18 protein-coding genes are annotated in these 20,671 nt (G+C 65.8%); 7 read left to right on the forward strand and 11 right to left on the reverse strand.

Going from position 1 to position 20,671, the window contains the following annotated elements; genetic code table 11:
• Positions 1-20: 20 nt before the first annotated feature.
• Both ACWW36_RS11765 and ACWW36_RS11770 read left to right on the forward strand, forming a co-directional pair.
• A complete protein-coding gene (locus ACWW36_RS11765; protein WP_456141706.1) occupies positions 21-1,538 on the forward strand; it encodes a M28 family metallopeptidase in 1,518 nt (505 codons plus the stop codon).
• Entirely contained in the window at positions 1,535-2,995 is a 1,461-nt protein-coding gene (locus ACWW36_RS11770) for a M28 family peptidase (RefSeq protein WP_456141707.1), read from the forward strand. The genes ACWW36_RS11765 and ACWW36_RS11770 overlap by 4 nt, the downstream gene beginning before the upstream one ends.
• On the opposite strand, the gene ACWW36_RS11775 is transcribed toward ACWW36_RS11770, so the two are convergent.
• On the reverse strand, positions 2,949-4,241 hold the full coding sequence (locus ACWW36_RS11775) for a uracil-xanthine permease family protein (protein WP_456141708.1): 1,293 nt from the start codon (positions 4,239-4,241) through the stop codon (positions 2,949-2,951). The two genes, ACWW36_RS11770 and ACWW36_RS11775, sit on opposite strands and share 47 nt — an antisense overlap.
• Here ACWW36_RS11775 and ACWW36_RS11780 point away from each other — a divergent pair, their 5' ends adjacent.
• Positions 4,242-5,909 carry a SulP family inorganic anion transporter gene (locus ACWW36_RS11780; RefSeq protein ID WP_456141709.1) on the forward strand — a complete coding sequence of 556 codons (1,668 nt, stop codon included), beginning with the start codon at positions 4,242-4,244 and terminating at the stop codon, positions 5,907-5,909. It abuts the gene before it with no gap.
• Here ACWW36_RS11780 and ACWW36_RS11785 read toward each other — a convergent pair.
• The gene (locus ACWW36_RS11785) at positions 5,906-6,556 is read right to left on the reverse strand and encodes a TetR/AcrR family transcriptional regulator (RefSeq protein ID WP_456141710.1); all 651 of its coding nucleotides are present in this window, start codon (positions 6,554-6,556) and stop codon (positions 5,906-5,908) included. The two genes, ACWW36_RS11780 and ACWW36_RS11785, sit on opposite strands and share 4 nt — an antisense overlap.
• Positions 6,557-6,686: 130 nt before the next feature.
• On the opposite strand from ACWW36_RS11785, the gene ACWW36_RS11790 reads away from it, so the two are divergent.
• A complete protein-coding gene (locus tag ACWW36_RS11790; protein WP_456141711.1) occupies positions 6,687-8,390 on the forward strand; it encodes an alpha/beta hydrolase in 1,704 nt (567 codons plus the stop codon).
• On the opposite strand, the gene ACWW36_RS11795 is transcribed toward ACWW36_RS11790, so the two are convergent.
• Complete coding sequence (locus tag ACWW36_RS11795; RefSeq protein WP_456142456.1) at positions 8,380-9,534, reverse strand: APC family permease; 1,155 nt, start codon at positions 9,532-9,534, stop codon at positions 8,380-8,382. The two genes, ACWW36_RS11790 and ACWW36_RS11795, sit on opposite strands and share 11 nt — an antisense overlap.
• 90 nt (positions 9,535-9,624) lie before the next feature.
• Positions 9,625-9,972, reverse strand: coding sequence for a hypothetical protein (locus ACWW36_RS11800; RefSeq protein ID WP_456141712.1), 348 nt, complete (start codon positions 9,970-9,972; stop codon positions 9,625-9,627).
• Between the two features lie 98 nt (positions 9,973-10,070).
• Between ACWW36_RS11800 and ACWW36_RS11805 the strand changes: the two genes are divergently transcribed.
• Positions 10,071-11,312 (forward strand): TetR/AcrR family transcriptional regulator, encoded by a 1,242-nt coding sequence (locus tag ACWW36_RS11805; protein ID WP_456141713.1) that lies wholly within the window; start codon positions 10,071-10,073, stop codon positions 11,310-11,312.
• On the opposite strand, the gene ACWW36_RS11810 is transcribed toward ACWW36_RS11805, so the two are convergent.
• From ACWW36_RS11810 to thiC, 6 genes are read right to left on the reverse strand one after another with little or no spacing between them, the layout of a single operon-like run.
• Positions 11,279-11,545: a hypothetical protein gene (locus ACWW36_RS11810; RefSeq protein WP_456141714.1), complete on the reverse strand. Its 267-nt coding sequence runs from the start codon at positions 11,543-11,545 to the stop codon at positions 11,279-11,281. The genes ACWW36_RS11805 and ACWW36_RS11810 overlap by 34 nt on opposite strands.
• A gap of 18 nt (positions 11,546-11,563) precedes the next feature.
• Entirely contained in the window at positions 11,564-13,051 is a 1,488-nt protein-coding gene (locus ACWW36_RS11815) for a flavin-containing monooxygenase (RefSeq protein ID WP_456141715.1), read from the reverse strand.
• A gap of 43 nt (positions 13,052-13,094) precedes the next feature.
• The gene (locus ACWW36_RS11820; protein WP_456141716.1) at positions 13,095-13,787 is read right to left on the reverse strand and encodes a septum formation family protein; all 693 of its coding nucleotides are present in this window, start codon (positions 13,785-13,787) and stop codon (positions 13,095-13,097) included.
• Between the two features lie 41 nt (positions 13,788-13,828).
• Entirely contained in the window at positions 13,829-14,449 is a 621-nt protein-coding gene (locus tag ACWW36_RS11825; protein WP_456141717.1) for an alpha/beta hydrolase family protein, read from the reverse strand.
• On the reverse strand, positions 14,446-15,282 hold the full coding sequence (thiD, locus tag ACWW36_RS11830) for a bifunctional hydroxymethylpyrimidine kinase/phosphomethylpyrimidine kinase (RefSeq protein ID WP_456141718.1): 837 nt from the start codon (positions 15,280-15,282) through the stop codon (positions 14,446-14,448). Before thiD ends, ACWW36_RS11825 begins: the two co-directional genes overlap by 4 nt.
• Positions 15,279-16,841 (reverse strand): phosphomethylpyrimidine synthase ThiC, encoded by a 1,563-nt coding sequence (gene thiC / locus ACWW36_RS11835; protein WP_456141719.1) that lies wholly within the window; start codon positions 16,839-16,841, stop codon positions 15,279-15,281. Before thiC ends, thiD begins: the two co-directional genes overlap by 4 nt.
• A 220-nt stretch (positions 16,842-17,061) precedes the next feature.
• On the opposite strand from thiC, the gene ACWW36_RS11840 reads away from it, so the two are divergent.
• Positions 17,062-18,831: an MFS transporter gene (locus ACWW36_RS11840; RefSeq protein ID WP_456141720.1), complete on the forward strand. Its 1,770-nt coding sequence runs from the start codon at positions 17,062-17,064 to the stop codon at positions 18,829-18,831.
• A 30-nt stretch (positions 18,832-18,861) separates the two neighbouring features.
• A complete protein-coding gene (locus ACWW36_RS11845; protein ID WP_456141721.1) occupies positions 18,862-19,800 on the forward strand; it encodes a lysophospholipid acyltransferase family protein in 939 nt (312 codons plus the stop codon).
• Between the two features lie 68 nt (positions 19,801-19,868).
• Here the strand turns inward: ACWW36_RS11845 and ACWW36_RS11850 are convergent, their stop codons facing one another.
• Entirely contained in the window at positions 19,869-20,669 is an 801-nt protein-coding gene (locus ACWW36_RS11850) for an exodeoxyribonuclease III (protein WP_456141722.1), read from the reverse strand.
• Positions 20,670-20,671: the final 2 nt, after the last annotated feature.

Raw genomic sequence — 20,671 nt, forward strand, 5'->3', positions numbered from 1 at the left:
CGGAGGCTAACGTGGTGCCGATGGGGCGCAGATCACTGGCGACGTTGGCTGTCCTGACCGCGGTCGTCACAACCGTGACGCTCGGCGGGTGCGGGCGGCTGACGCGACCGCAGCCGTCGCCACAGCCGACCACCACGTCGGCCGCCGCGTCCGGACCGGCCGCAGAGTTCGGCACGACGTTGCAGAAGCGGGTGACCGCCGACGCGATGATGACTCACCTGCGCAAGCTGCAAGAGATCGCCGACGCGAACAAAGGTACTCGTGCCCTCGGCACACCCGGTTTCGACGCCAGCGTGGACTATGTGGCCAACACCTTGCGGGACAAGGGTTTCGACGTGCAGACACCCGAGTTCGAAGTGCGGCTGCCGTTCGCCGACGAGCCGACGCTGACCGTTGCGGGCGACAACGTTGCCGCCAAGCCGTTGGAGTTCACCATCGGTACCCCGCCCGAGGGCGTCTCGGGGCCTTTGGTGCCTGCACGCGTCGAAGACTCGCCAGGGTGTACGGCATCGGATTACGACGGCCTGCCGGTCGCCGGGGCCATCGTGCTGGTCGATCGCGGCAAGTGCCAATTCGCGGAGAAACAGGCGGTGGCGGCCGAACGCGGCGCACGGGCACTGATCGTCGTCAACAACGAAGACGGTGACGAAATGGGTGGCACTCTCGGCGATGCTGACGTGAAGATTCCGGTGATCAGCGTGACCAAGGCATCGGGCGAGCGGCTGCGGGCCCGGCCTGGCGACGCCACCATCAAACTCAACGCAGGCGTGCGCACGGATCACACCCGCAACGTCATCGCGCAGACCAAGACCGGTTCCACGACCGACGTCGTGATGGTCGGCGCGCACTTGGACAGCGTGCCCGAGGGGCCCGGCGTCAACGACAACGGCTCCGGTGTGGCTGCGCTGCTGGAAACCGCGCTGCAACTTGGTAATTCGCCGCAGGTGCGCAACGCCGTGCGGTTCGGGTTCTGGGGTGCCGAGGAAGAAGGATTGCGCGGGTCGAACAACTACGTTTCGTCCCTGGACCTCGACGGGCTGAAGGACATCGCGCTGTACCTCAACGCCGACATGCTCGGCTCACCGAACCCGGGGTATTTCACCTACGACGGTGACCAGTCCGCGCCACGCAAGGCCGACGACGGCGTGCCGCGGGTGCCGGAAGGCTCTGCCGGCATCGAAAGGACACTGGCCGCCTACCTCGACCGTGCCGGGAAACCCGCGGAGGACACTTCTTTCGACGGCCGCTCGGACTACGACGGGTTCACGCAGTCGGGCGTGCCCGCAGGCGGCCTGTTCTCCGGCGCCGAAGAGACGATGTCCGACGAACAGGCAAAGCGCTGGGGCGGCCGAGCGGGTGAGCCGTTCGATCCCAACTACCACAAGGCAACTGACACACTTGATCACGTCGACCGCACGGCACTGGAGATCAACGCCGGCGGGATGGCCTACGCCGTAGGTCTTTACGCGCAGGATCAAGGCGGCCGCAACGGCATACCGGTCCGCGGCGACCGCACCCGACACGTGCTCGCGAAATGAGGAGCATCTGCGCGACGGCTGTCGCACTCCTCACGGTTGCCGCGGTGTCGTCGTGTTCGTCGTCGAGCTCCGCGCCCGCATCGCCGGATGCCTTCGCCCGGGAATTGGCGGCCAAGGTCACCGTCGACGGCATCCAGACCCAGCTTCGCAAGTTGCAGGAGATCGCCGACGCCAACCACGGCAACCGCGCCCAGGGCACAGCGGGCTATGACGCCAGTCTCGACTATGTCGTTAAGACGTTGAAGGACAAGGGCTTTGACGTCCAGACGCCCGAATTCGACCGTCTGGACAGCACGCAGGTCGGCAACCCGACGCTCACCGTCGGCGGCCGCGCCTACCACGTCGACCAGGCTTCGCTACTCGTCACGACGGCGCCGGGCGGGCTCAACGCGATCACGCTGCGGCCCCAGGCACCTCGTGGCTGCACGGCCGCGGACTACGGAACGGTGTCGGTCAAAGGGGCCATCGCCGTCGTCGACGACACGGGCTGCTCGGTCGTCGACAAACAGAACACCGCCGTCGCCAAAGGAGCCGTCGGACTGCTTGTCGTCAGCAAGCCTGGACCCGCCGGTGGTTCACCGGGGCTGTTCACTCCGGGCTACTACCAGCGGCTGACCATCCCGGTCGGCGTGATCGACAACGATGCCGATGCCGCCGTGCGCCGCACCAACGCGCCAGTGAAGCTGGTGCTTGACGGCAAGCCGGTGATGAAGAAAGCCCGAAACGTGGTCGCGCAGACCAAGTCCGGCGATACGAAGAATGTTCTGCTCGTCGGAGCTCACCTTGACAGCTCGCCGCGCAGTCCCGGCATCAACGACAACGGCTCCGGGGCAGCCGCACTCCTGGAGACCGCGTCGGCACTGGGATCCGAACCGAAGATCACCAACGCCGTGCGCTTCACCTTCTGGGCATCCGAGGTGGAGGGCCCAACCAAATATGTGACCGGACTGAACACCGACCAACTCGGCGACATCGCGTTGTACCTGGACTTCGACATGCTCGGCTCGCCGAACGCCGGGTACTTCACCTACGACGGTGACCAGTCCGGGCAGCCCAACCCGGAGATTCCGGCCGGCAACGTGCCCGGCGGCTCTGCCGGTATCGAGCGGACACTGGCGGGCTACCTCAACCTCGCCGGCGTGCGTCCCGCCGACATGCCGCTTTCCAGAACCGCCGATTACAGCGCGTTCCTCGCCGCCGGCGTCCCCGTCGGCGGTGCGACTGCCGGTGCGTCACAACGGAAAACCGAAGTGCAAGCCCGGCTTTGGGGTGGACAGGCCGGCGTGCCCTTCGACCCGAACTACCTCACCGCCCGCGACACCGTCGACAACGTCGACCGCCACGCGCTGTCGGTCATGGGTCCGGCGGTTGCATTCGTGGTCGGCATGTACGCGCAGTCGGTCGAGGGTGTCAACGGCGTCCCACCGCGGGATCAGCGTCACCGGAGTGTGCCCTAGACGTCGTCCTGAACCCCAACAGCCGCATGCCGTGATACACGAGCAGCGCGGCGATGGACCCCAGCGCTATCCCGGTGAACGTCAAATCACCGGCGTGCCAAGTGAAATCGGCGATACCGACGATCAACGGGATGGCCGCGGTCATCTGGTTCAGCGGCTTGGAGAAGTCGACATGGTTGGTCAACCAGATGCGAACCCCGAGCACGCCGACCAACCCGTACAGCACGATCGTCGCACCGCCCAGCACGCCAGGCGGAATCGCTGAAATCGCCGCGCCCACCTTCGGGCACAGCGACAACGCGACTGCCACCGCGGCGGCAATCCAGTACGCGGCCGTCGAATACACGCGCGTCGCGGCCATCACGCCGATGTTCTCGGCATACGTCGTGGTCGCCGAGCCGCCGCCGAAGCCGGCTAACGTCGTCGCCACCCCGTCGGCGGCCAGCGCCCGTCCGATAACGGGATCGAAGTCGGTGTCGGTCATCTGCCCGACCGACTTGACGTGCCCGATGTTCTCGGCGACCAACGCGATGACCGCGGGCAGGAACATCGGCAGCACCGACCAGGTGAACGTCGGCGTCTGAAATTCGGGAAGGCCGACCCACGGCGCCGCCGCGATCTTCGAAGTGTCGACGTCCCCGAGTATCAATGCCAAGACGTATCCCGCGACGACGGCAAGGAAGATCGCCAGCCGCCCGATGATGCCGCGAAAGAACGCCAGCGTCGCGACCAACAACACCAATGTGACGATGCCGACGAGCGGACCCTTTTCGAAATTCGACTTGGCGGCCGGCGCCAGATTGAAGCCGATCAGCGCGACGATCGCACCGGTGACCACCGGCGGCAGCACCACGTCGATCCAGCCGGTTCCGGCGAAGTGCACCGCAACACCGATGAGGATCAACACGATGCCGACGGCGACAAGGCCGCCCAGCGCGCTGCCGCTGCCATGTGAGGCGACTGCGGCGGTGACCGGCGCGATCACCGAGAAGCTCGAGCCGAGATAGCTGGGCAGCCGGTTGCCGGTGATCAGCAGGAACAGCACCGTGCCGACCCCGGAGAACAGGAGCGTGGTTGCGGGCGGAAAACCGGTCAACACCGGCACCAGGAACGTGGCGCCGAACATCGCCACCACATGTTGCGCGCCCAGCCCGATCGTGCGGCCCCAGCCGAGGCGTTCGTTGGGTGCGACGACGAAGTCGGCGTCGGTCCGGGCCTCGACGTGTTTCCATTTGAGCGGGATCACATGAGTATCTTGCCGGGGCTTGCGCAATTTCGCGGATATCAGCGGGACTGGTTGCGCGGAGACATGGTGGCCGGTGTCACCGTCGCCGCCTACCTGGTCCCTCAGGTGATGGCGTATGCGACGCTGGCTGGGCTGCCGCCCGTCACCGGTCTGTGGGCCGCGCTCGCGCCGTTGGCGGTGTACGCGGTGCTGGGCTCCTCGCGCCAACTCTCGGTGGGTCCGGAATCCACGACGGCGTTGATGACGGCGACCGCGCTCGGTCCGCTGGCCGCCGGCGACCCTGCCCGTTATGCAGCGCTGGCCGCCATGCTGGCGCTGCTCGTCGGAGCGATGTGCTTTGTCGGCGGCTTGATCCGGCTCGGGGTGCTCGCGGATCTGTTGTCGCGGCCGGTGCTTGTCGGCTACATGACCGGTGTTGCGGTGATCATGATCGGCAGCCAGCTCGGCAAGATCACCGGTGTGTCGGTGGAAGGCGACGAATTCATCGACCAGATACGGTCATTCGCTTCCGGAGTCGACGCGCTGCACTGGCCGACGATTGTTCTGGCCGCCGCAGTGCTCGCCCTGTTGCTGGTACTCGGGTGGGCGGTGCCGCGCATGCCGGGCCCGCTTATCGCGGTGCTGATCGCGACGGCGGCGGTCGCGGTGTTCTCGTTGGACAGCCACGGAGTCAAGGTCGTCGGCGAAATCCCCGGCGGACTGCCCCTGCCCGGTGTGCCGGTCATTTCTGGCGCTGATCTGGTGAACCTACTCATTCCGGCGGTAGGGATTTCGATTGTCGCGTTCTCCGACAATGTGCTCACCGCACGCACTTTCGCCGTCCGCCACAGTCAACGCGTCGACGCCAATGCGGAACTGCGGGCGCTTGGCGTGTGCAACGTCGGCACCGGTCTGCTGCACGGTTTCCCGGTGAGCTCCAGCGGTAGTCGTACCGCGCTGGGCGATGCGCTCGGCAGCCGCACGCAGCTCCATTCGATTGTGAGCCTGATCGCCGTGCTCGCGGTGATGGTGCTCGGACGTGGACTACTCGGACATTTCCCGTTGGCGGCGCTCGGAGCATTGGTCGTCTATGCGGCCTTTCGCCTCGTCGACGTGCCGGAGTTCAAGCGGCTGGCCCGTTTTCGGCGCAGCGAGCTGATCCTGGCGCTGGCCACGACGGCGTCGGTACTGCTGTTCGGTGTGCTCTACGGCGTGATCGTCGCGATCACGCTGTCGATTCTCGATCTGCTGCGACGGGTGGCTCGTCCGCACGACGCGATCCAGGGGTTCGTCCCCGGGGTGGCCGGCATGCACGATGTCGACGACTATCCCGAAGCCGACCGCGTCCCTGGACTTCTGGTGTACCGCTACGACGCCCCGCTGTTCTTCGCCAACGCGGAGAACTTCCGTCAGCGCGCGCTGGCCGCCGTCGACAGCAATCCCGACCCCGTCGAATGGTTCGTGCTCAACGCCGAGGCCAACGTCGAGGTCGATCTCACCGCCCTCGACATGCTCGACCAGCTGCGCGGCGAATTGGCAAGCCGCGGAATAGTCTTCGCGATGGCTCGGGTGAAGCAGGATCTGCGGGTCATGCTCGATGCTGCGGGCCTGACAGAGAAGATCGGTGAAGACCACATCTTCATGACGCTGCCGACCGCGGTCGAGGCTTTCCGCAGCCGCGTTGACTAGCCGTCGAAGACGGCGCGCGGCGGAGGAGGATGGGCGACGAGCGCCGGCAGGACGAACACGTCGATGTAGCGACGCGCCGTTTGCGGGTCCTCGATGTCGGGAATGACGCCGAGAAGCATGGTGATGTTGGTGGAGATCAGGAACTGCGCCAGGTCCTTCGGGCGCAGATCGCGCCGGAATTGTTGTCCGCCATCCTGATTCAGCACGTCCTCCATCACGCTCGCGACCATCTGGGCTAAACCAGTGTTGTTGGCCAGCATGTGCGCGACGGTTCGTTCGTCGGTCTGGTCCGAGATGGTCTTGAGCAGCGGGTCGTGGATGAGCTCGGTGGCCACGATCACCATGCTCTCCACCAACAGTTCGACGGGCCCGGCGTCCTCGGGTACTCGCCCGAGGATGGCTGCCATGTGCCGTTGCGTGGTTCGTTGCACCAACGCCTCCACGAGACGTTCACGGGTCGGAAAGTGACGGTAGATGCTGCCGCGCGAGTAGCCCGCCTCTCGGGCAATGATCTCCATCGTCGATTCGCGAAAGCCACGCGTGGAGAACAACCGCTCCGCCGCGTCGAGGAAGGCCTCCTTGGACTCCTCAGCCGTAACCCCGCCGCCGGCCGGGCGGCCACGGTTGCGGCGTGGTGGCGTTGGCAAACGATCTCCTCGGTGCTGGACGTGACCTGACCGTACCTGCCCGAAAAAGTACATAGCGCCGATTTTGTTCATTTTCCTGCGGAGGCTGTGTGGCGGGGGCTAGCGTCAGCGCCGTCGCTGGGAGGTGCACGTGGTCAAACGGTTGATAGCGCTGCTGGGCATGGCAGTAGTGATGATGGCGATCGCATCGGCGATGCTTGCCGGTGCTGCAATCGCAGCCGCCGAGACCGGGGCGGATTCTGGGGCGGGCGACACCAAGACCTCAGAGTCAACACAGCACTCCGATCCCAAGTCAGACCCCGATCCCAAGACAGACCCCGTCGACAAGACGACCACCGGTGGCACAACCACGCAAAAGCCCGAAGCGGAATCCGACGTCGACGAGAAGAAACCGGCCGAGCACACCGACCCGAAACCCGCTCAGGGCGACAGCAGTGAGGCCGCCGAGGCCACCAAGCCAGTGACCGATCCCGTCAAGCACGGCAAGGACTCCAGCGACGAGGTGCCGGGTCCGGCGGCATCGAAGACCAACAAACCGCACGCCGACGAGCAGAAGGTCAGCCAGCCTGTCCGAGACACGCCCACCACGACGGCGACCGAATCTCCCGCAACCTCGGAGCCCGACCCGACGCCGGCTGCCAAGCCGACGACGTCGGTGGACGACACCGTCGTGCAGTCGCGGCCGACGGCCGATACGACTACGACCTCGTCGACCTCGACGACGACGATGTCGGCGCGCACGACCGCCGCGATCACTCAAGAGGCCACCCCGGCGCACACGCCGACGCTGGTCGATGTCGTCGGCTCCATCGTCTTGAACCTCGTCATGGGTCTGATCCACGTCTTCGATGGGCCCCCGGTGCTACCGCCTGGCAGTACCGTCACCGTGCGCACGTCCACTCTCACGATCGGCAACCAGACGGTGGAAGCGGACTGGTACTTCCCCGCCGACGCCGACCCGACGCGGCTCATCTACCTGCAGCATGGGCTGCTGGCCAGCGGCCCGATGTACAGCTACACCGCGGCAACCCTGGCTGAACAAACCCACAGCATCGTGGTGGCGCCGTCGTTGACGTCGAACTGGTTTGCCCCAGACGGAATGTGGCTCGGTGGAACGCCCATGCAGCAGGCCGTCGCCGACCTGTTCGCCGGCGACCGGGCTGCGTTGACCGAAAGTGCCAGTGCGGCAGCGGGATACGATGTCACTCTGCCGGATCGATTTGTCCTGGCCGGCCATTCGCTGGGCGGCAGCCTCGTGATGGGCGCGGCGGGGGACATGGTCGACAACGGAGCCATCGATGATCTGGCCGGCGTGTTGCTTCTCGACTCGGTCGACGTCGGCAACACAGTGCCGACGGCGTTGCAGAAGCTCACCGGCGTCAATGATCGCCCGGTGTACAACATTTCGTCCGAGCGATACGTCTGGAACATGGACGGCGTGGTGGATGACGAGCTGGAGGCCGCCAGGCCGGGACGCTTCAACGGCGTCATGCTAGTCGGCGGCCGGCACATCGATGCCCTGCAGGGCGGCAACCCGCTGATCCAGTTCAGCGAGTATCTGGTCGCGGGTTTCTCACAACCCCAGAACATCGAAGCGGTCAAGATACTGGCTGTCGGATGGGTCAATGACATGTTCGCCGGCACTCACAATGGCATCTACGGGACGCCGCAACAGGCGATTGAAATCCCCACCACTGCGGGCACGGCCACGGCGGTGGCGCTTCCGCCGACGCCGGCGGAGCCGATACAAGGGACGCCGTTCGACTGGCTGTTCCGGCTCGTCCTCCCGTTGATCGGCGGGGACTCCTTAGCGGCCGAACCGGTCACCGTCTAAGCCGGCGAACCCAGTACGCGGCGACGCCCACCGTCACCACCGCCGTGCCAACGACGACCGACGAGACGGGCAGAAGGAACGCCAGCAGCAGGCATCCGGCCAGTCCAACGCCGGGCATGATCCTGCGGCCGAGCGTCCACGCCGACGCGTTGGCAATCGCGTAGTACAGCAGCACCGCGAACGACGAAAAACCAATGGCGCCACGCACATCCACAATCGCAGCCACAACAGCGACGACGATGCCGACGATCACCTCGGCTCGGTGCGGGCTGCCGAACCGCGGATGCACGGCGGCCAGAGCGTGGGGCAGATGCCGGTCACGTGCGATCGCTAGCGTGGTGCGCGAGACGCCGAGGATCAGCGCCAGCAGGGACCCCAGTGCGGCCACCGCGGCACCCACCCGAACCACTGGTTCGAATCCGGGCAGCCCCGCCACGCGGACGGCCTCCGCCAGCGGTGCAGGCGCGGAAGCCAGTGTGGCGCTGCCTAGTTCGGCCAGCACGGCGACTGCAACCACGCCGTAGACCACCAGCGCGATAGCGAGCGCGATGGGTATCGCGCGTGGAATGGTGCGGGCGGGATCGCGAACCTCTTCGCCCAAGGTGGCGATCCGGGCGTAGCCCGCGAACGCGAAGAACAGCAACCCGGCGGCCTGCAACACGCCGTGGATGCTGAGGTCGCCGCCGAGCGCAAGCCGCGAGCCGTCGACGTCGCCCCAGCCGAAGACGATCATCAGCACCGCCGCCAGTACCGCCAGCACCACCGCCACGATGAGCCGCGTCAGCAGTGCCGACTTCTGAATGCCTGCATAGTTCACCGCGGTCAGTGCCACCACGGCCGCGACGGCGACCGCATGCGCCCACGCCGGCCACACGTAATACCCGACGGTCAACGCCATCGCCGCACACGAGGCGGTCTTGCCGACCACGAAGCTCCAGCCGGCGGTGTATCCCCAGAACTCGCCGAGGCGTTCGCGCCCGTACACATAGGTGCCGCCTGACTGCGGATACAGCGCCGCCAGCCGAGCCGACGACATCGCGTTGCAGTAGGCGACGACGGCCGCCACGGCCAATCCGATCAGCAGACCCGAACCGGCGGCCGCAGCCGCCGGGGCCAGCGCGGCGAAGATGCCCGCGCCGATCATCGAGCCGAGCCCGATCGTCACCGCGTCGAATGTCCCGAGCCGCCGCTGCAGCGCAGGGCCGTCCGGCTGGCTCACGCGCCAGATTTTATGTCACGCGGTGTCGGGTTTGCGGACGAGCGATTCGGAGCCCGACGTGATCGCCGACGCGACCACCACCGTGAGGAGCACGATCGCGCCGACGACGGCGAGCGGAATGGTCCACAAGCGGCGCAGCATCAGCGCGCTCTCGCATTCGTCGACGTAGTTCGCCGGCCCCGTCGCGGCGGTCGCCTGGGTCAGCTCGGAGACATAGCCCGTCCCGCAGTTGATCTGCCATCCCCATTGGTCATAGTCGTCGAGGAAGACCGGAAACCGCAGCGCGAACAGTCCGATCGCCAGCACCACGGCACTGACGATTCCGGTATAGGCCAGCCGATGATGATGTCGCCGCACCTCCATTATGTTAATGGTGATTCTCGCCTGGGCTGGCACTTTCCCGTGATTTTCCAACCAAAGTGGACCGATATGTGTGCATAAGGTCCGTTATGGTGATGGCCATGGCGCGCACGGGTCCCACCAGCGATGACGCCGTGCGGCGCCGCCCGAAGGACCGCAAGGCGCAGATCGCACGCGCGTCGGCCGAGGCGTTCAGCACGCTCGGTTACTACGGCGTCAGCATGGAGGCGATCGCGTCGCGCGTCGGCATCTCCGCGGCCGCGCTGTACCGGCACTACTCGAGCAAGTACGAGTTGTTCCGCGACTCCGTGCTCACCCTCGGCCAGCAGTTGGTCGACAGCACCGCATTCGCCGACGACAGCACCATCGACGATCCGCAACAGACACTGCGCCGGCTGATTGCCGCTCTGATCGACACCGCGATGGCCAACCGCGAGTCCGGCGGCCTCTACCGCTGGGAAGGCCGCTACTTGCGAGGAGACGACCAGGCCACCCTGATCGCCCAGTTGCGTAGTGTCCACCATCGGATGCATAAGCAGCTCAGCGGGATTCGGCCGGACCTGACGTCGCGGCAGCGGTGGACGCTGTCGACCGCGGTGCTCTCGGTGACGGGCAGCATCGTCGATCACCATGCCAAACTGCCTGCCATCCAGGTGCGGGCGCTGCTGTCCGAACTGGCCGACGCGGTGCTGACCGCCGAGTTGCCCGACCTTGGCGTCCTCACCCCTGACGCCCGTTCGCCAGGTCCGGCGGTAGCCGAAACGTCGAAATACGAAGCGCTGCTCAATGAATCGATGCGCTTGTTCAACCTCAAGGGTTACCGCGACACCAGCATGGAGGACATCGCCGCCGCAGTGGGCATGCCGGCGTCGGGGATCTACAGGTACTTCTCGGGCAAGAGCGACATGCTCGCCGCCGCGTTCCGCCGCGCCGCGGACCGGTTGTCTGCCGACCTGTCGTCGATCGTGGCGGCCGTCGCCGATCCCGAGGAGGCGCTGACCACCATCATCGATGCGTACGTGGTCAGGTCGTTCGACCAACCGGAACTGGACTACGTCTACTACACCGAGCGGCTCAACATGACGATGGCGGACCAGAAGATCTTGCGCAGCCTGCAGCGGTCCAATGTGGAGTCGTGGGTGGAACTGCTGGTTGCCATCCGGCCTGACTGGACGCCGGGTCAGGCGCGGTTCGCCGTGCACGCCGCGATGTCACTCGTCGTCGACCTCGGCCGGCTGATGCGCTACGTGAACAAGCCGGAAACCCGCGCGACGGTCGGACGGCTGGTGGATCTGACGCTGCTGGGCCGCTACCGGTTGCGTACGACGTTGCCGGCCAAGTAGGCCAGGTAGCCGATGGTGCCGGCGATCGCCAGCGGTCGCGTCTTCGGAACTGCCAGGCCTAGACCGAGCGCCGTCTCGATGCCGCCGTTGATGTAGAGATGCTGGCGGCTGTTGTTCGGAAACGCCTGCTCGGTGATCCCGTCGAACAGCTGCGGGCTGGCGAAGTGGGCCAACCCGACACCGGCGACAGCCAGCCCGGCGAACTTCGCGGCACGCGAATTCCTTTTCGGCACAGCTAGTTACCCTCTCTGCTACGCAATCTGGTAGTCGCTCAACGGATATTCCGACGCTTCTTTGATCGCCGTCCGCGTCGACATCGGGCGCAGCAGCGTGGCCTCGCCGCTCGGGTTGTAGTAGTACGACCGCGCCGAGGCGCAGTTGCCCAGCGTGAACAGGGAATCGCCGAGCAGTTCGGTCATCCGGTCCAGATAACGGGTGTTGGCTTCCTCTGTCACCTCGAACGTGGTGGCGTTGCGACGCTTGAGCTCACCGAACAGCCGGTCCATGTGCCGCATCTGGTATTCCATGGTGTTGAAGAAGTTCAGACCGAGGAACGCGTATGGGCTGGCCAAGCTGAGGTAGTTCGGGAAGTACGGCACCGTCACACCCTGATAGGCCTGGAATCGCGTGTCCCGCCACCACTTTCCGAGGTTTCGGCCGTCGCGGCCGATGACCTCGATCGCCGGGAAGTTGGCCTCCCACAGGTCGAATCCGGTGGCCAGCACCAGGGTGTCGATAACGGTCTTCGTGCCGTCGGCGTTGACGATGCCGTCGGCTTCGATGCGCTCGATACCGTCTGCCTGCAGATGCACGTGCGGCTTGGTGAACGTTCGGTAGTAGCTGTTGGAGAACGTCGGCCGCTTGCAACCGAAGTCGTAATCGGGGGTGAGTTTCTCGCGTAGCTCCTTGTCGCGGATCGACACGAACCGGTGCATCTTGGCCAGGTCGGAGGCGGAGACATTGAAACGGCCGCGGAACAGCCGGTAGTTCACGACACCGACGGAGACCATGAACTCGTAGACGGTGTCTGTGATGACCCGAATAGCTCGCTGTGCCAACGGAACCCGGGTGAACAGCCGCTTCGCCGACTCTCCGAAGCGGAAGTCGACCTTCGGCACCACCCAGATTGGGGTGCGCTGGTAGACGGTGAGGTCGGCGGCTTTCTTGGCGAGCTCGGGAATCAGCTGCACGGCGGTGGCGCCGGTGCCGATGATCGCTACCCGTCGGCCGGCCGGGTCGTAGTCGTCGTCCCAGTCCGCGGTGTGGACCACCTTGCCGTCGAAGCTCGTGATGCCGGGGATGTCCGGCAGCTTCGGCTGGGACAGAAAGCCCGTCGCGGTGATCAGGTACCGCGCGTTGAGGGTCTCGCCGCCGGCCAGGGCGACCCGCCACAGCTTGGCATCCTCGTCCCAGCGTGCGCTTTCGACAGTGGTGCGCAACCGCATGTGTCGGCGCACGTCGTACTTGTCCGCGACGTCGTCGGCGTACTGCTTGATCTCCGTGCCGGTGGAGAACAGCCGCGACCAGTTCGGGTTCGGCTCGAAGAAGTACGAGTAGGTCGTGGTGGGGACGTCGACGGCCAGGCCGGGGTAGTGGTTGACGTACCACGTGCCGCCCAGGTCGTCCTCTCGATCGAGGATGACGAAATTCTCGTAGCCCGACCGCTTGAGCTGGATGGCCGCGCCGATTCCGCCGAAACCGGCCCCCACGATGACCGCGTCGAAAAGCTCCGAAGTCATGTCCCAGACGGTACCTCAGGTACCGGCAATCGCCGTTATCGACTCAGTGCTTGAGGGTCCCCGTGCGAGGCGGGTCCAGGGTGGCGATGCAGGTCACGGCCCGATCGCCCTGCTTCCATGTCTCCGCGGTCGGGTACAGCACATACAGCTGCACGGAGTCGTCGGTGATCGCGTCCGCAGCGTACGTGGCCAGTTCGGGCTCGCACTTGTTCTGGTACTCCTCGATCGCGGACTGGCCGGGGAAGTCGCCGTCGGGCATCTGCAGAACCGCGAACACCTCTCCGGCGTGCGGTTGGTCGCAGCCGACGGTGTCCACGGTCATCACCCGCGTGCTGCTCGGAATCTCCTTGAGGCAGTCGCCCACTTTGACGTCGGTCGCGGTGACGGTGCCCTTGTCGATCACGAGGAAGAAGACGACGGCGATCACGCCCACGACGACCCACAGCGCCGAAAGGACAAGCCCGGCGATCGCCATGCCGCGGCCGCCCTGGCCCTTCTTGGCCCTGTTCAGCCCGATGATGCCGCAGATGACGCTGAACAACACGGCACCCACGAGACCGAGGATCAGCGATGCGATCGCCCACCCGTTCGTTTGGGACTGTGGCGGGGCGTAATAGCCCTGCGGATACTCCTGGTAGGGCAGCGGCGGAGGCGGCGGATAGGGGCCTTGCGGGCCCGCCGGGCCCGGCGGCGGTGGCGGAGGATACGGCGGGGGATTGCCCGGCGGCATGGTCACGGCAGCAAATGTATCGCGGTGGAGCTCTTTTGGCGCTGCCTTCAGAGTTCGAGCAACCGTAGCGCCGCATCGACCGCCAGGACGGGCACATTCAGTGTCTTGGAGCCGAGGTCGTGGCGAGCGCCGGTGACCTCGACGATTTCGGTGGGTGCGCCGACAAGTGCCGCCGCGGGGCGCAATTCGTCGATGGTCCCGAACGGGTCGGCTGTGCCGTGTGTGAACACGGTCGGCACCGCTATGTGGGGCAGGTGTTCGGTGCGGGCCCGCTCCGGCTTGCCCGGCGGATGCAGCGGATAGGAGAACAGCGTCAGCACATCGACATTGGCCGTCTTGTCGGCGATCACCATCGACGTCATCCGGCCGCCGTAGGAGTGACCGCCCGCTATCACGGGACCGTCGGCCAGCGTATGGGCGAGCGCGATGGCCTCGGCGACGCCGGCTTGATCCTTCGCGGCCGATCCCGACGGCGGTCCCTTGGGCCGGCGTCGCCGGTACGGCAGGTTGTAGCGCACAGCGAGCCAGCCGCGGCGGGCCCACTCGTCGCAAATCTTCTGCAGCAGTGGCGATTCCCTGCTGCCGCCTGCGCCGTGCGTCAGCACGACGGTCCCCTTCGGTTTGCCGTCGGGTTCGTGCGCGATGCCCGCGATCTCGTCGAGGTTCATGACCCGAGCCTGAACAATGCGGAGACCGGGCCGTGTCCATGGCCCAACGGGTATGCGGCACGCAGACATTCGGTGACCCAGCGTTTGGCGAAGGCCACCGCATCGGGCACCGGGTAGCCGTGGGCCAGTGCGCTGGCGACGGCGGCCGCCAACGTGTCGCCGGCGCCGTGGTCGTTGCCGGTGTCGATGCGCGTCGCGTCGAACTCGTGGAAGTCGGTGCCGTCGAACAGCAGATCGGGACTGTGCGACGAGGATCGCAGGTGCCCGCCCTTGACCAGCACCCACTGCGGTCCGAGTGCGTGCAGGGCGCGGGCGGCCTCACGCTGAGATTCGTCGTCGACGACATCGATGTCGACAAGCAGCCGCACCTCGTCGAGGTTGGGCGTCACCAGCGTGGCCAACGGAAAGAGTTGTCCCTTAAGCGAATCCAGAGCACTGGGGTGCAGCAGCGGATCGCCGTGCATCGACGCGCACACGGGATCGACAACCAGCGGCACTGAGCCTGCCAGGCCCTGCTGACGCCAGGTGTCGGCGATGGTGTCGATGATCTCCGACGACGCCAACATGCCGGTCTTGGCCGCCTGCACGCCGATATCGGAGGCCACCGCCTCGATCTGACCGGCGATCACGTCGAGCGGAATCTCGTGAAAACCCTTGACGCCCACCGAGTTCTGTATGGTCACCGCGGTGACGGCGACCAGGCCGTGTATACCGAGTAGTGCAAAGGTGCGTAGGTCGGCTTGGATGCCCGCGCCACCGCCGGAGTCGGAGCCGGCGATCGTCATGACCCGCAGTGGCGTCTGGCCCGGGGGCGTCAACGGTAGGAACGTCATGTGATCGGCAGGTAGACGCGATTGCCGTGTTCGGCGAATTCCTTGGACTTTTCGGCCATGGCGTCGCGTATGTCCTGCGTGATGCGCATCGAGCAGAACTTCGGACCGCACATCGAGCAGAAGTGCGCGGTCTTGGCGGGCTCGGCCGGAAGGGTCTCGTCGTGGAATTCGCGGGCGGTGTCCGGGTCGAGCGACAACGCGAACTGGTCATGCCACCGGAATTCAAAACGGGCCTGCGACAGTGCGTTGTCGCGCTGCTGTGCGTGCGGGTGACCCTTCGCGAGATCGGCTGCGTGCGCGGCGATCTTGTAGGCGATCACACCGTCCTTGACGTCCTTGCGGTCCGGCAGGCCCAGATGCTCCTTGGGCGTGACGTAGCAGAGCATCGCGGTGCCGGCCTGAGCGATGATGGCCGCGCCGATCGCGCTGGTGATGTGGTCGTAGCCCGGCGCGATGTCGGTGGCCAGCGGGCCCAGCGTGTAGAACGGCGCCTCCTCGCACAGCTCTTCTTCCAGCCGCACATTCTCGACGATCTTGTGCATCGGAACGTGGCCCGGGCCTTCTATCATCACCTGCACGCCATGGGATTTCGCGATCTTGGTCAACTCGCCAAGCGTTCGCAGTTCGGCGAACTGGGCCTCGTCGTTCGCGTCGGCGATGGAACCCGGCCGCAACCCATCGCCCAGCGAGAACGTCACGTCGTAGCGTGCGAGGATCCCGCAGAGCTCCTCGAAGTTTTCGTACAGGAACGACTCTCGATGATGCGCGAGCATCCAGGCCGCCATGATGGAGCCACCCCTGCTGACAATGCCGGTGACCCGCTTGACCGTCAGCGGGATGTAGCGCAACAGCACGCCTGCGTGCACCGTCATGTAGTCGACACCCTGTTCGCATTGCTCAATCACGGTGTCGCGGTACATCTCCCACGTCAGCTCGACGGGATCGCCGTTGACCTTCTCCAGCGCCTGATAGATCGGCACCGTGCCGACCGGGACGGGTGAGTTGCGAAGGATCCATTCGCGCGTCACGTGTATGTCACGCCCGGTAGACAGGTCCATGATGGTGTCGGCGCCCCAGCGGGTGGCCCACACCATCTTGTCGACCTCTTCGGCGATCGATGACGTGACGGCCGAATTGCCAATGTTGGCATTGATTTTCACCGCGAACGCCTTGCCGATGATCATCGGCTCGCTCTCGGGATGGTTGTGATTGGCCGGGATCACAGCACGGCCGCCGGCCACCTCGTCGCGGACCAGTTCGGCTGGCACACCTTCGCGCTTGGCGATGAACGCCATCTCGGCGGTGATCTCGCCGTTGCGCGCGCGCTGCAGTTGCGTGCCCTTGTCGCGAACGACGCCGGGCCGCGGTGGCAGTCCCGTGTGCAGGTCGATCACCGCGTCGGGGTCGGTATATGGACCCGAGGTGTCATACAGGTCGAGGTGCTCGCCGTTGGACAGGTTCACCCGTCGAAACGGCACCCCGTCGACATAGATCTTGGTGCTGCCCGCGATCGGGCCAGTGGTGACAGAAACTGAAGCGGAAACATCAGACAGCGTCATCGCGATTCTCTCCCTACGCCGGCATTACCCGGTCAGGTTCTTACGGTCGACAGCCCCAGCTGTCCTCTCAGCGCACTGGGTGTGCGCTCCCGCGTTTGGACGCTTGCCACGCTAGCGCAGTGCACCGCCGGCCGGGAATAGGAATTGCCCCGCGATGCTTTGTATAGCTAACATATGTGTTTTGCGCCGTTGCTGCGCCCTCGATACGTAAGCGAAGTAGATGACGACTGAGATAGAGAGAACGAAGACTCCGCTGGTAGCCGACACCGACGACGCCCTCGTGGAAACCGCGCGCCGTCGCCAGCGAATGGACCACGACCACCCGTTCTACAAGTGGATCGTGCTGTCCAACACCACGCTGGGCATGCTGCTGGCCTCGATCAACGCCTCGATAGTCCTGATCTCGCTGCCGGCGATCTTCCGCGGCATCGGCCTGAATCCGCTGGCTCCCGGCAACGTCAGCTATCTGCTGTGGATGCTGATGGGTTACCTGGTGGTGACCGCCGTGCTGGTGGTGTTCTTCGGGCGGCTTGGCGACATGTTCGGCAGGGTCCGCATCTACAACCTCGGCTTCGCCGTCTTCACCGTCGCAGCGATCGCGCTGTCCTTCGATCCGTTCCAGCTCGGTGGCGGAGCGCTGTGGTTGATCGGCTGGCGCGTGATCCAGGGCGTCGGCGGGGCGATGCTGATGGCGTCGTCCGCCGCGATCCTCACCGATGCGTTCCCGTCGAACCAGCGCGGGATGGCGCTCGGCGTCAACATGGTGGCGGCGGTGGCCGGGTCGTTCCTGGGCCTGCTGATCGGCGGCGTGCTGTCGGAGATCCACTGGCAGGCGATCTTCTGGGTCGGCGTGCCGATCGGCGTGCTGGGCACCGTCTGGAGCTACCGCTCACTGAAGGAACTCGGCGTGCGCACCCCGAGCAAACTGGACTGGGCGGGCACACTGACCTTCGGTATCGGTCTGACCGCGCTGCTGACCGGCATCACCTATGGCATCCAGCCGTATGGAGGCGCGACGACCGGCTGGACCAGCCCGTGGGTGTTGGGGTCGATCGGATTCGGTGTGCTGTTGCTGGTCGCCTTCTGTTTCATCGAGCTGCGTGTTGCTGCGCCGATGGTCAACCTCCGGCTGTTCCGGTCGACCGCGTTCGGGATGGGCAACCTCGCCGGGTTGATGTCGTCGGTCGGGCGCGGCGGGCTGCAGTTCATGCTGATCATCTGGCTGCAGGGCATCTGGCTTCCCTTGCACGGCTACAGCTTTGAGTCGACGCCGCTGTGGGCGGGCATCTACTTGCTACCGGCGACGTTCGGATTCTTGGCGGCCGCGCCGATCGCCGGCTCGCTTGCGGACCGCTTCGGCGCCAGGCCGTTCACCGTCGGCGGGATGTTGTTGATGGCGTCGGCGTTCGTCGCGTTGGTGTTGATCCCGGTCGACTTCAACTACTGGGTGTTCGCCGTGCTGGTGTTCCTCAACGGGCTCGGTGGCGGCATCTTCACCGCGCCCAACACTGCGGCGATCATGTCGAGCGTTCCGGCGGCCGAGCGTGGCGCCGCGTCTGGCGTGCGCGCGACGTTCTTCAACGCCGGCTCGTCGCTGTCGATCGGCATCTTCTTCTCGCTGATGATCGTCGGGCTGGCCCATACGCTTCCCGGCGCGATGAGTTCGGGTCTGCAAGCGCAGGGTGTGTCCGCGTCGGTGGCGCACGAGGTGGCGAACCTGCCGCCGGTCGGCAGCCTGTTCGCGGCATTCCTTGGCTACAACCCGATCGGTGAGCTGCTGGGGCCGTCGGGCGCATTGCACCAGCCGGGCGTCAACACCGATGTGCTGACCGGCCAGACATTCTTCCCGCATCTGATCACGGGACCGTTCCACAGCGGGCTGGTCGTGGTGTTCGTCGCGGCCGCGGTGATGATGCTGATCGGTGCGATCGCGTCGGTGTTCAACCCCGGCCGATACGGCACGGACCCCGGCGCCGACAACGAGGCGTAGCCGACGGCCCGTCATGGGTAACCAAGCCCCATGACTACTGGTACTGATCACAGGCCACGGGAAGTCCGGCAACAGGCGCGCGAGCATGCGGACGACGCGCGCACTCGAATGGATGCAAAGCGTCGTCGAAACGATGACGGGCTCACGGGTTGGCTCAACAAGCGGGCAGGCGAATGGGATCTGAGCGGCCCGGACGAAGCGACGATGCAGCGTCAGAAGTACTTCTGGAACACCCTGGTCGACCACTGGTTCCGGATGGAGTTCGACGGGTGGGAGAACTTGCCGGAGCCGCCCGTGCTGCTGGTCGGCATCCACTCCGGCGCGCCGTTCGTGTGGGACGCCTGGACGGTGGGCGTTCAGTGGTGGCGGCGGTTCGGACAGGACCGTCCGCTGCACGGCACCGCCCACGACGCGTTGATGGCCATTCCATTGATCGGCCGCTACTTCCGCGCGATGGGCGTGCTGCCCGCGGCGCCGGACTCGATGGCGACCGCGTTGGCCGAGGGCCGAGACGTCGCGGTGTGGCCCGGCGGTGAAGTCGATTCGCTGCGGCCGTGGAGCGAACGAGACCGCGCCAACCTCGCCGGCCGCAAAGGCTTTGTGAAGCTCGCGATTCGCGCGGGTGTGCCGATCGTGCCGATCGCGACCGTCGGAGGCGCCGACGCGATGCCGGTTCTGATTCGCGGCGACCGGCTGTCGCAGGCGTTGCGGCTCGACAAGATGTTGCGGCTCAAGGTGTTTCCGCTGGCGGTGTCGTTGCCGTGGGGCATTGCGCCTGCGGCCCTGCCGCAGTTCCCGCTGCCCGCGAAGATCCGTACCCGATTCATGCCGGCTGTCGAGCTGGAACACGATCCCGATCGCGCCGACGACGACGACTACATCGAGGAGAAGTACTGGGAAGTGCAGGACAGCATCCAGCAAGGCATGGACGCGCTGGCGCGCAAGCGCGCACTACCGCTGTTCGGGTAGATCCCGTTCATTCTGCGTACAGGGCGCGGGTAACTCGAACTCTTGCGCCGTGGTCGCAGAGTGAACGCTCACGCGAGCTCCACAAGTACCGGTGCGTGGTCGCTGGGCGCTTTGCCCTTTCGTTCGTCGCGCACGATCTCGGCGTGGGTGACGCGCGCTGCCAGTGCAGGCGAGCCGAGGATGAAGTCGATACGCATGCCGCGATTCTTCGGGAACCGCAGCTGTGTGTAATCCCAATATGTGTACACCGCGGGGCCGGGGGTGAAAGGCCTTACCAGATCGTCGAATTGAGCGTCGACGATCGCGTTGAACGCCGCCCGCTCCGGCGGTGTCACGTGCGTGCTGTTGGCGTAGAACTCCGGGCTCCAGACGTCCTCGTCGGTGGGGGCGATGTTCCAGTCGCCGACGAGCGCGATCTGCGCGCTCGGGTCGTCCGTGACCCATGTGTGGGCCGTATTCTTCAGCGCCGCCAGCCATTCCAACTTGTAGTGATAGTGGGGCGAGCCCACGAAACGGCCGTTGGGCACGTACAGGCTCCACACCCGCACGCCGCCACACGTCGCACCCAGCGCGCGGGCTTCTGCGGCGGCTTCCACGTCGGGCTTGTCGCTCCACGTGGGCTGGCCCTCGAAGCCGACCTGAACGTCGTCGATCCCGACCCGCGATGCGATCGCCACCCCGTTCCACTGGTTGAACCCGCAGTGCACAACGTCATAGCCGGCCGCAAGGAACGGCATCGTCGGGAACTGGTCCTCGCTGCACTTGGTTTCTTGCATGGCCAGCACATCGATGTCTGCGCGCTCCAGCCAGTCCGTGACGCGATCGACCCTGGCGCGGATCGAGTTCACATTCCACGTCGCCAACCGCATGC

Source organism: Mycobacterium sp. MMS18-G62 (assembly GCF_053877835.1).